The sequence below is a fragment of the Candidatus Neomarinimicrobiota bacterium genome, from assembly GCA_041862535.1.
In the GTDB taxonomy this organism is placed as follows: Bacteria; Fidelibacterota; Marinisomatia; order SCGC-AAA003-L08; family TS1B11.
In genome coordinates, this window is record JBGVTM010000021.1 from 1 (window position 1) to 11,706 (window position 11,706).

The 11,706-nt window shown below is 58.4% G+C and carries 13 protein-coding genes; all 13 read left to right on the top strand.

Features of this window, described 5'->3' with window-relative positions:
- Window positions 1-273 (top strand): ferredoxin (locus tag ACETWG_00840; protein ID MFB0515134.1); only part of this gene is annotated, 273 nt, incomplete at its 5' end.
- A gap of 27 nt (window positions 274-300) precedes the next feature.
- Window positions 301-2,106, top strand: a complete 1,806-nt coding sequence (nuoF, locus tag ACETWG_00845) for an NADH-quinone oxidoreductase subunit NuoF (protein ID MFB0515135.1) — start codon at window positions 301-303, stop codon at window positions 2,104-2,106.
- 10 nt (window positions 2,107-2,116) lie between these two features.
- Entirely contained in the window at window positions 2,117-3,877 is a 1,761-nt protein-coding gene (locus tag ACETWG_00850) for a 4Fe-4S dicluster domain-containing protein (protein MFB0515136.1), read from the top strand.
- The gene (locus ACETWG_00855; protein ID MFB0515137.1) at window positions 3,870-4,373 is read left to right on the top strand and encodes a hydrogenase iron-sulfur subunit; all 504 of its coding nucleotides are present in this window, start codon (window positions 3,870-3,872) and stop codon (window positions 4,371-4,373) included. Before ACETWG_00850 ends, ACETWG_00855 begins: the two co-directional genes overlap by 8 nt.
- On the top strand, window positions 4,370-5,356 hold the full coding sequence (locus ACETWG_00860) for an oxidoreductase (GenBank protein ID MFB0515138.1): 987 nt from the start codon (window positions 4,370-4,372) through the stop codon (window positions 5,354-5,356). The genes ACETWG_00855 and ACETWG_00860 overlap by 4 nt, the downstream gene beginning before the upstream one ends.
- On the top strand, window positions 5,353-6,819 hold the full coding sequence (locus tag ACETWG_00865) for a Ni/Fe hydrogenase subunit alpha (GenBank protein MFB0515139.1): 1,467 nt from the start codon (window positions 5,353-5,355) through the stop codon (window positions 6,817-6,819). The genes ACETWG_00860 and ACETWG_00865 overlap by 4 nt, the downstream gene beginning before the upstream one ends.
- Before the next feature lie 4 nt (window positions 6,820-6,823).
- A complete protein-coding gene (locus ACETWG_00870) occupies window positions 6,824-7,306 on the top strand; it encodes a hydrogenase maturation protease (GenBank protein MFB0515140.1) in 483 nt (160 codons plus the stop codon).
- A gap of 86 nt (window positions 7,307-7,392) precedes the next feature.
- Window positions 7,393-8,277, top strand: a complete 885-nt coding sequence (amrB, locus tag ACETWG_00875; protein ID MFB0515141.1) for an AmmeMemoRadiSam system protein B — start codon at window positions 7,393-7,395, stop codon at window positions 8,275-8,277.
- Window positions 8,278-8,440: 163 nt separating this feature from the next.
- On the top strand, window positions 8,441-8,803 hold the full coding sequence (locus ACETWG_00880; GenBank protein ID MFB0515142.1) for a CoA-binding protein: 363 nt from the start codon (window positions 8,441-8,443) through the stop codon (window positions 8,801-8,803).
- A 37-nt stretch (window positions 8,804-8,840) separates the two neighbouring features.
- A complete protein-coding gene (locus ACETWG_00885; GenBank protein ID MFB0515143.1) occupies window positions 8,841-9,953 on the top strand; it encodes a hypothetical protein in 1,113 nt (370 codons plus the stop codon).
- 70 nt (window positions 9,954-10,023) lie between these two features.
- Window positions 10,024-10,461, top strand: a complete 438-nt coding sequence (locus ACETWG_00890; protein ID MFB0515144.1) for an FKBP-type peptidyl-prolyl cis-trans isomerase — start codon at window positions 10,024-10,026, stop codon at window positions 10,459-10,461.
- Between the two features lie 91 nt (window positions 10,462-10,552).
- Window positions 10,553-11,335, top strand: coding sequence for a GNAT family N-acetyltransferase (locus ACETWG_00895; GenBank protein MFB0515145.1), 783 nt, complete (start codon window positions 10,553-10,555; stop codon window positions 11,333-11,335).
- Window positions 11,336-11,353: 18 nt separating this feature from the next.
- On the top strand, window positions 11,354-11,706 hold a 353-nt coding region (locus ACETWG_00900; protein ID MFB0515146.1), incomplete at its 3' end, for a hypothetical protein.

Here is an 11,706-nt window from a genome sequence, read left to right on the forward strand (position 1 = left end):
TGCGGTATAGCTGCCGGGGCCAGAAATATCATGAACGCCTTGATCAATGAAATCGGTGAAAGGGGAATTACCGATCTGATACTTACGACATCCGGATGCGCGGGTCTCTGTAGTCGAGAGCCGATGGCAACCGTCGAAATCGCAGGAGAAGCACCAGTAAAGTACGTTGACCTCACTGAGGAAAAAATTCGAGAGATTCTTTCCCAACATGTCCTGAAGGGCAAAATCGTAACCGAATATGCACTCGCATTGGGCAGCGAAAGAATGGGTTAAAAATTCAACAATTCTAGGGAGAAAAAGTTGAAACAATATCGAACACATTTAATGGTATGCGCTGGAACGGGCTGTGTATCCAATCGTGCTTTTCAAATCAAAGATGCACTTGAAAAAGAAATCCATAAACAAAAGTTGGAAAATGAAGTACTGGTCGTGACAACGGGGTGCAATGGTTTCTGTGCTGAAGGTCCAATCATGGTCGTTCAACCTGATGGCATTTTCTATCATCTTTTAAAAGAAAAAGAGATCCCACATCTTGTAGAAGAGCATTTCCTGAAAGGTAGACCTGTAGAGCGCTTAATGTATGTTCCATCTGAAGAGGAAAAACCAATCCCTAAGATGGCAGACATTGACTTTTTCAAGACTCAACTTCTAATCGTATTACGAAATAGAGGCCTCATTGACCCTGAAAAAATCGAGGAATACATCGCCGCTGAGGGCTATACGGCGCTGGCAAAAGCGCTTACCCAGATGACACCTGAAGAAATCATAGAGGAAATAAAGCATTCCGGTCTGCGTGGACGAGGCGGTGCTGGATTCCCTACAGGACTGAAATGGGAATTTGTCGCCAGGGAGAATGGGGACGAGAAATATATCATATGTAACGCTGATGAGGGAGATCCGGGCGCCTTCATGGATCGAAGCATCATCGAATCTGACCCGCATTCAATACTCGAAGGCATGGTTATCGGTGCCAAAGCGATGGGGGCAAGCAAGGGATATGTCTACATCCGAGATGAATATCCCTTAGCAGTGGAGCGAGTAATCTTAGCCATTGAACAAGCAAGAGAATATGGACTCCTGGGCGATGACATACTTGGAACTGGACATAAGTTTGACATTGATGTTGTCAGGGGAGCAGGAGCCTTTGTATGCGGCGAAGAGACCGCCTTGATTGCTTCCGTTGAGGGTAGAATCGGTGAGCCGCGGCCCAGACCTCCCTTCCCGGCTCAGAAAGGTCTGTGGGGCAAACCAACCAACATCAACAACGTGGAAACCTGGGCCAATGTGCCCGTGATAATTAACCGGGGAGCCGATTGGTTCTCGCAAATCGGCTCCGAGGGAAGCAAAGGTACCAAGGTATTTTCAGTGGCCGGGAAAGTCAAAGACACCGGGCTGGTTGAAGTTCCCATGGGAATTACCCTCGGCAATATCATCTTCGATATCTGTGGTGGGATGCACTCCGAAAAGAAATTCAAATCCATTCTTATCGGCGGTCCCTCGGGAGGATGCGTTCCCGCTGAACTCCTGAACGTACCCATTGACTATGAAAGTCTGGTAGAGGCCGGTTCAATGATGGGTTCGGGCGGAATGGTCGTGGCCGACGAGGATACCTGCATGGTGGATATGGCCAGGTATTTCCTGAATTTCACCAAAGACGAATCGTGCGGCAAGTGCACCCCCTGTCGTGAAGGTATCCCCCGGATGCTTGAAATCCTTACCAAATTCACCGAGGGCCAGGGTGAAATGGAGGATCTCCAACTACTTGATGCGCTGGCCGAAAATATTAAGGCAACCGCCCTTTGCGGTCTTGGCAATACGGCACCGAATCCTGTCCTCACAACCCTGCGATATTTCATGGATGAATATCTGACCCACATTGAGGACAAGAAATGCCCTGCCCATGCCTGCCGACAGTTAAATACCTACCTCATTGATCCTGAAATCTGTGTCAGGGACGGCCATGGTTGCGGCGTCTGTCGCCGTGATTGTCCGGAAAATGCGATCTCCGGTGAAAAGAATAAGGCCCATGTCATCGACCAGGAAATCTGCGAGAAGTGCGGAATATGTTATGAGGTCTGCAATTTCAACGCCATTTTTATCGAATAAGGAGTAAAGCATGGTTTCCATAACCATTGATGGAAAACCAGTCCAGGTTGAAAAAGGCTCCACCATCTTAGCAGCTGCACAACAGCTTGACATCAAGATTCCAACTTTGTGCTACCACCCGCTCCTGGAACCCTACGCTGCCTGTCGGATATGCAACGTGGAAGTGACTGCCGGAATCGAGTCTAAATTGATGACCGCCTGCAATACTCAGGTGCAGGAGGGCATGGAAGTCCAGACCGCCTCCGAAGCGGCACTGACCGCCCGCAGGATCAACCTCCAGCTGCTCATGGCCCGTGCCCCGGCAGCAGAAGTCGTCTGGCAAATGGCCGCGGAGATAGGCATCGAAGAAACGCCCTTCATTATGGAAAAGCCGGATCAGAAATGCATCCTTTGCGGGCTCTGCGTCCGCGCCTGTGAATCTATCGTCGGCACCGCAGCCATCGGTTTCGCCCACCGGGGCATCGACCGCGAGGTCACCACGCCCTACCAGATCCAATCCGATGTGTGCATCACCTGCGGGGCGTGCGCCTACTTCTGCCCCACCGGCGCCATCACCATGGAGGACATTAAGGGCCGCACGGTGATCCACCAGGAAATGACCCTGGGGCCTCCCAAGGCCATCTATATCCCCTTCATGCAGGCGGTACCCAATGTGCCGGTCATCAATACCGAGGCCTGCATCCACTTCAAGACCGGCAACTGCGGCATCTGTCAGCAGGTCTGCGAACCGGACGCGATTGATTATGAGCAGGAGGATGAGTACGAGGAAATTGAAGTCGGCACGATTGTGCTGGCCACCGGCTTCCAGACTTTCGACCCCGCCCGCGTCGCCCAGTACGGCTACGGCCGCCTGCCGAACGTCATCACCAGTCTGGAGTTTGAGCGCCTCAGCAATGCCTCCGGCCCCACCGGCGGCGACATTCAGCTGGAAGATGGCACCAAACCGGGCCGCATTGGCATCATCCATTGTGTGGGTTCCCGCGATAAGAATACCAACGCCTACTGTTCGAAAGTCTGCTGCATGTACTCCCTGAAAATTGCTCATCTGGCCATGGAGAAGACCGGCGCCGAAGTGTACAACTTCTATATCGACATGCGCACTCCCGGCAAGGGCTATGAGGAGTTCTACGATCGCTTGCTGGAAGAGGGTAATCATTTTATTCGGGGACGCGTGGCGGAAGTTACCGATTGGGCCATGATACCGGAAGAAGAGGGCAAGCTCGTTATCCGGGCGGAGGATACCCTCGTCGGCATGGTGCGGCGGATTCCCGTGGACATGGTCATTCTGGCCGTGGGGCTGGAGCCCGTGCACGATGCTGAGGAAGTGCGCCGCTTATTCAACATCAGCTGCGGCGCCGAGGGCTGGTTCCTGGAGCGGCATCCAAAACTGGCGCCGGTATCCACCTTCACCGACGGTGTTTTCCTGGCGGGTGTCTGCCAGGGGCCAAAAGACATCCCCGATAGCGTGGCCCAGTCCGGCGCGGCGGCCGCCGAAGCCCTGGCCCTGGCTGATCGGGGCTACGTAGAACTGGAACCGAATACCGCCTTCGTCCTCGAGGATGATTGCTCCGGCTGCAAGACCTGTATCGCCCTCTGCCCCTTCTCCGCCATCAGCTTCGATGGTGACAAGGAAGTGGCGGTGATGAATGAAGCCCTGTGCAAGGGGTGCGGCGTCTGCGTGGCCGCCTGCCCCTCCGGATCAATACAACAACATCTATTCACCGACGAACAAATCTACGCCGAAATCGAGGGGGTTTTAAGCTATGTCTGAAACCCAGTCCACTCATAGTGCATCCAACTTTGAACCCCGCATTGTCGCCTTCTTCTGTACCTGGTGCACCTATACGGCAGCCGACCTGGCGGGCACCTCCCGGATGACCTATGCCCCCAACGTGCGGGTCATCCGCCTTATGTGTTCCGGGCGCATCGATCCCCAGTTCATCCTGGCGGCCTTCCGCGAAGGAGCCGACGGCGTGCTCATCGGCGGCTGCCACCCGGGAGACTGCCACTATCAAGAGGGCAACTACAAGACCCTCCGCCGGTATACCCTCCTGAAGCGCTTGCTGGCGTCCCTGGGCATTGAAGATGAGCGCCTGCGACTGGAATGGATCTCCGCCTCGGAAGGTGATAAAGTCAAGCAGGTCGTCAACGATATGGTAGCTAAAATCCGCCAGCTGGGCCCCTTACGCCTGGCACCGCTGCCAACGCCGGTTATGGCTGAAGCGGCCGTCCCGGCTGCCGCCGAGATGGCAGGAGCAGCATCATGAGCAAACCCAAAGTAGCATTTTACTGGTGTGCATCTTGTGGCGGCTGCGAGGAAGCCGTAGTCGACCTGGCGGAGGGCATCCTGCCCGTCGTGGAGGCCGTGGATATCGTCTTCTGGCCCGTAGCACTGGATTTCAAACGCTCCGACGTGGAAGCCATGGCCGATGGCGAGATCGCCGCCTGCTTCGTCAATGGAGCCATCCGCACCTCCGAACAGGAGGAAATGGCCCAGCTGCTGCGCCGCAAAGCACAACTGCTGATCGCCTTCGGCAGCTGCGCCCATATGGGCGGAATCCCCGGCCTGGCCAATTTCAAGGACCGCGACAGTATCCTGGAGCGTGTCTACCAGGAGGTCCCCACGATAGGTAATCCCGAGAAGACCCGCCCCCAAGAAGAAACCCCCATTGACGGCGACGAATCCCTGACCCTGCCCGCCTTTAGCAACACGGTCCGCACCCTCGATCAGACCGTGGACGTGGACTACTACCTGCCGGGATGCCCGCCCCCGGTTAAGTTGATCGTGAACGCGGTCACAGCCATCCTGGAAGGCAAGCTGCCACCCAAGGGCACCGTGCTCGCTCCCGATAAGGCCTTGTGCGACGAGTGCCCCCGGAAGGAGACCAAGCCGGAGGAAATGAAGATCGAGCAGTTCAAACGCCCCCATCAGATCATAATTGATCCCGAGGAATGCCTGCTGGCCCAGGGACTTTTATGCCTGGGCCCGGCCACCCGCAGTGGCTGCGAGGCCGCCTGTATCAATGGTAATATGCCCTGCACCGGCTGCCTGGGACCCACCAGCCGCGTAAAGGACTACGGCGCCAAGGCTCTCTCGGCCATTGCCTCTTCCCTGGAGGCCGACGACGAGCAGACAATCGCCCGTCTAATGGAAGGCATCGTAGATCCGGCAGGCACCTTTTATCGCTACAGCCTTCCGGCTTCTTTACTGCATCGACGCCGGCAGACAACAGAAGGAACTGAGGCATGAGCCAGACTATCGTCATCGATCCCATTACCCGCCTGGAGGGCCACGGCAAGATCGATATCATCCTGAATGATCAGGGCAACGTCGATCGGGCTTACTTTCGAGTCCCCGAGCTGCGCGGCTTCGAGAAGTTCGCCGAAGGTCGCCCCGCCGAGGATATGCCCCAGATAACCTCCCGCATCTGCGGCGTCTGCCCCACCGCCCATCATATGGCCTCTACCAAAACCCTGGATGACCTCTACAAAGTGGACCCACCACCAGCCGCCAAGAAAATCCGGGAGATGGTCTATACCTGTTTCATGGTAGAAGACCATGCCCTGCACTTCTACTTCCTGGGAGGACCCGATTTTGTGGTGGGACCAACCGCTCCCAAGGCCGAGCGGAATATCCTTGGTGTGCTCGGCAAAGTCGGATTGGAAATCGGCAAAGAAGTTATCGGGCTGCGCAAACAGATTCGCGATCTTATTTCTCTGGCCGGCGGCAAGGTGATCCACCCAGTCTTCGGCCTGCCCGGCGGCATCTCCAAAGCGCTCACTGCCGAAGACCAGGAGAAATTTATCGCCGGCGCCAACCACGCTGTCGAATTCGGCCTCTTCAGCCTGAATCTCTTCAACGACGTGGTGCTGAAGAATCCCGACTATGTGGGCCACATCACCTCCGATACTTACACCCACGAGACCTACTACATGGGTCTTATGGATGAAAACAACAAGGTCAACTTCTATGACGGGCAAATACGGGTGGTATCCCCCGATGGGAAGGAGTTCGTCAAGTTCCCCGTCCAGCAATATTTAGAGCACGTGGCCGAACACGTTGAACCGTGGAGCTACGTCAAGTTTCCCTATCTGGCAACCGTGGGATGGACCGGCTTCGAGGACGGCATTAAGAGCGGCGTTTACTGCGTGGCGCCCCTGGCCCGCCTGAACGCTTCCGACGGCATGGCCACTCCCAAGGCCCAGGAAGCCTACGAGCTGTATAATAAAACGCTAGGAGGCAAGCCTGTCCATCACACCCTCGCCAACCACTGGGCCCGGCTCATCGAACTGCTCTATGCCGCCGAGCGGTTGAAGGAACTGGCCAATGATCCCGACATCATCAATCCGGATGTTCGCACCATTCCCACCGCGACTCCGGAAGAGGGCATGGGCGTAGTGGAAGCCCCCAGGGGCACTCTCTTCCATCACTACCAGACTGACGAGCGGGGGGTCATCACCAAGGCCAACCTCATTGTCGCCACCCAGAACAACGCCGCCCGCATCGCCATGTCGGTGGACAAGGCCGCCCGGGGCCTCATCAAGAACGGCAAGGTGGATGATGGCATTCTCAATATGGTGGAGATGGCCTTCCGGGCCTACGATCCCTGCCATGGCTGCGCTACCCATGCTCTGCCCGGACAGATGCCCCTGATCGTCAGCATTTACGACCAGCAGCATAACCTGCTCCAGGAAGTCCGCCGGGACGGGTAACCTTATGCGCCCACTGGTCCTCGGGCTGGGCAACGACCTCTTATCCGACGATACTGTTGGCATCCTGGCGGCCCGGGCCCTCAAACAACAGCTGCCCCACCAGGCCGATGTGATCGAAAGCCCCCTGGCCGGACTGGCACTCCTGGATATACTCACCGGCTACTCCCAGGCGGTGATCATTGATGCCATCTGCACCGGCCAGCACCCACCCGGAACCATCATCCGGCTCGGCCTGGATGACCTCTCCCGGGTACGCGCCCCAACCCCGCACTTCAGCGGCCTGCCGGAAATCTTCGCCTTGGCACAGCAGCTCCAGCTCGATTTCCCGCAGGACCTGGTCATCTTCGCTATGGAGGTCGAGGACCCCTTCACCATCGGGGGCGGCCTGAGCCCGGCCGTCAGGCACGCCCTGCCTGCCTTGATAGATCAAGTCGCCGCCCAGGTGACCGAATGGGCGCAGACTCCCGCCACACCACCGGCTGACTAATCCCTCCCCGTACCGGGAAGAAAAAGCCATGCTCCCCAGGGTGATCTGGCGTAATTTTCCTTAAACAATCCCCCGGGAGACATACAATGGCTAGTCCAAAAGGCATACAGAGCTCCGGCACCCACGTACGGCGACCAGCAGCCCGGGGCTTTTACCCCGGTGACTGCCAGGCCCAGCTGCTTTCCTTTCTCGCCGATAGCCACCCTCCGGACGACCTGCCCCAGCCCCTGCGCGGAGCGGCGCTGCCCCACGCCGGTTGGATGTATTCCGGTCGCGTAGCAGCCCATACCCTGGACTGCTTTCAGAAATCCCCGCCGCCGGAAACGGTGGTATTCTTTGGTACCCCGCATTACCGGGCCGGACTCGATCACGCCCTCTACCCTGAGGGCGAATGGGAAACCCCTCTGGGCAACTTGCCGGTGGACAACACCGGCGGGGAGGCGGTCCTGGCGGCGGCAGGCAATTTGTTGCGATCCGACCCCCAGGCACACGAATATGAGCACTCCATCGAGGTGCTGACGCCGATGGTGAAATACCTTTTCCCCCAGGCAGCCATCGTGCCTATTCTCGTGCAGCCTGAGGCGTCGGCTGTCCACCTGGGAGTGCTGACCGCCCGGGCTATAACCCGGCTTCCTCGCAGGGCCATCTTCCTGGGCTCCAGCGACCTCACCCACTACGGCCCCCAGTTCGGCCTGACACCCGCCGGAAGCGGACCCAGGGCACAGGCCTGGATGGAGGACAACGACCGGCACCTCATTGACATCCTGTGTCACGGCACCGGCGAGGAGGTCCTTCGGGAGGCTTTGAATCACCATAACGCCTGCGGCTCCGGCGCCCTGGCCGCCCTCAAAGGCGCCATGAAAGAGCTGAACGCCGCCCAGGGACGTCTGGTTCTATACGCCACCAGCTACGCTGTCGAACCGGAACCGGTCTTCCGCCAGGCGGTGGGCTACGCGGGGGTGGTTTTCTAGCCAGCTGGATTCCGGATGCCAGCATGAGATTAAATGCTCAGTCCTTCCACGCACGAAATAATGAGGTGATTGCATTACTAGCCGAGCCGCCGTTGACGATTTCATGGCCCAGCGCAGCCTGGCCGTGGTCGGCGTCTCCCGCAGCGGCAAGAAGTTCGGCAATATGGCCTACCGCGAGCTCAAGGCCAGGGGCTACCGCCTCTTCCCCATCCACCCCGCAGCCGAAAGCCTCGAGGGCGACCGCTGCTACCCCAACTTGAGCACCCTCCCGGAAACCGTCGGCGGTGTGCTCATCGTCGTTCCGCCGGATCAGACCGCGCAGGTAGTCCGGGACATTACCGCCGCCGGCATCAGCCGGGTCTGGATGCAGCAGGGTGCCGAGTCGCAGGCTGCCATCCGCTACTGCCAGAAAAACGGCATCAGCACCGTGCACGGCGAGTGCATCCTCATGTTCGCCGAACCCCTGAAGTTCTACCACAAACCCCACCGCTGGCTCTGGCGGCTGCTGGGCAAGCTGCCCCGGTAAAAGGCGGGAAGCCGGCCTATGTAGAGAGGGGGCAACCATGATTAAAATAATCTCGCGCTTATCTTGCCTGAGCATTGGAATAATCACGTCGCTGCTCATCGGCTGTGCGGGCAAGCTGGAAGAACCAATTGACCTTGAAGGACTGCGCAGCAGCGGCGATGACTGGACCGTCCTCCGGCAGGATACCCTCGCCGACGGCGGAGCCCTCAAACTCCACCACGATAAGTGGCTGATGTACTTCCTGCACTGGCGGCCCTTGACCACTGACCGGGAGGAAGTCACTAGCGAATATGTCCGCCGGCTCATGCTCTCCTTCTGGGGACCGGACATGCCCTTCACCCTGAGCGACACTACCGGCCAACTGCGGGTCGCCGGACATCAGGCCTATTCTGTCGACGGCACCATCTACGAGGGGCGTATTCATTCCCGGTTTATCGTCTGGAACTGCCCCCGGACCCACCGGCAGTTCATCTCCGACTGCAACATCAATGTCGGCCGCGGAACAGCACCCGAACTCCTGGACCTCCAGCAAGACATCACGCTCACCATCGCCTGCCACGGCCAACCGACCTCCTATGAACACCCCCGCTTGACTCAGGAATATGTTTCAGAAGCGTACAACCTCTCTTTCTCGATCCCCGCGAACTGGCGCACGAACGCGTACTACGACGAAAAATGGTTCCCGGAAGGCCTGACCGCCACCAACGGCTCGCTCTGGACGTTGCTGACCGACTCCGAGAAATATGTCGAGCTGCTGTGGGATAAAGCGCCGACCGCGCTCTCGGAAAACCTGTTCCATCAATACCTTCAGCGCATCGAGAGCGATTCCGTCGTCGCCAGGGTCACCTCCAGACTCGTCGACCTGGAGGTCGATAGCATTTCCGCCCGCGAAGGCTACCTGCTGGGAACAGGTTCCTTCGGATGGCAGCTCCAGTCCGCTGACCGGCAGCTGACCAGGCCCTTCCTGTTCAAAGCCTTCTTGTGGAACTACCGCGACACCACTTACTTTCTACTGGCGTCGATGGTGTCGTTGCAGGAGTTCTGGCAAATCCCCGTGGACCTGAAGCCAACAACCGCAGTATTCAACGACTTCCTACACGCTGAACTCCTGCCCAATGTCAGGGCTTTCGACAAAAGGTATCCGGACTAGAATGGCCTTGCGCTACCCGCAAACACCATCCAGGCCGCTTAAATTCACGCGTCATACACAAAGGAATGCCATGTACCAGAAACCTCATATCCTACTGTTGGGTTTGTCTCTTCTGCTTGCCGCCGGCTGCGGCGAGAAACCCGCCGACCAGGCCGTCATCGGAAAGGAAATCACCACCGACTCCGGCCTCAAGTATGTGGACCACGTCATCGGCACCGGACCTACCCCTGGGGTCGGCCAGACCATCGCCGTACACTACACCGGCCGCCTCACCGACGGCACCAAGTTCGACAGCTCCCTCGACCGCGGACAGCCCTTCGTCTTCCAGGTCGGAACCGGCCAGGTCATCAAGGGCTGGGACGAAGGACTCCTGACCATGCGCGCCGGCGGCAAACGCACCCTCACCATCCCCCCGCACCTGGCCTACGGCGAACGCGGCGCCAGCAACGTCATCCCACCCAACGCTACCCTCATCTTCGACGTGGAACTGCTCGAAATCCGCCGCTAGCACCACTCCTATATAGCATACGGCACCTGCTACCCGGCGCTGGATAATATCGCAGAAGTCCGATCAATCCCTCAAATACCAGGATTGCCACATGAATATCGTCGATCTCACCGTGGAACATGAAAATCTCTACTTCGTCTGCCTGGAAGATTGGTCCGATGAGATGAAGGAGGCGGGCGATCATAAACAGAACTGGTATGCCGCCATGCGGGACAAGGGGCTGCGGGTCAAATTGGCCCTGGACGATTCAGGCCAGGTCGGCGGTATGATTCAGTACGTGCCCGTCGAGCACTCGTTTATAGAAGGGCAGGATTTATACTTCATCCATTGTATCTGGGTTCACGGCTACAAGCGGGGCCGCGGCAACTTCCAGAAAAAGGGCCTGGGTACAGCCCTGCTCCAGGCCGCCGAGACCGATGCCCGCGACAGGGGCGCCAGGGGCATCGCGGCCTGGGGCATTTCTATGCCGTTCTGGATGAAGGCCTCCTGGTTCCGGAAACGCGGCTACACCAGGGTCGATAAGCAGGGGATGCAGGTGCTTTTATGGAAGCCCTTCACTGACGACGCCGTCCCCCCGAAATGGATCGAGCCCAAAGCACCGCCGGAACCGGTCCCCGGCCAGGTCACGGTCACCGCCTTCATGAATGGTTGGTGCCCATCACAGAATATAGTCTGCGAACGGGCCCGGCGCGCCGCCACCGGGTTCGGCGATAAGGTGGCCTTCCGGCTAATCGACACCTTCGACCGCCAGGCAGTCCGGAAATGGGGCCAGGCCGATGCGCTGTTCATCGACGGCAAACAGGTCCGCACCGGCCCCCCACCCGCCTACGACAAAATCCGGAAACTCATCGCCCGGCGCGTGAAAAGGCTCTAAGCAGCCCCACCGATACCAGTGGAGTCCCCCGCTATGCCGAAACTATCCCTCTCCCTCAAAATTTACCTCGCCCTCGTGCTCACCCTGGCCATCCTGGCGGCCGTCAGTGTCTTCCTGCCCGCCTATCAGGAACTGGTGCCCACCCGCGAACTCCCGGCCTCCAGACCGGTCCTGGCCCTCGTTAATGCCGCCATCATGCTGGTGCTCTACGGCGGCCTGGGCTACCTGGGCCTGGTCCTCGCGCAGAAGCTCGCCTTCGCCGACATCTGGGACCCGGCCGTCTCCAACCGGCAGCGGTTCCTGGTACCGGCTCTGGTCGGGCTCGCGTTGGGGGTATTCCTCATCCTTGCCGACGCGGTCTTCAGCCGCTT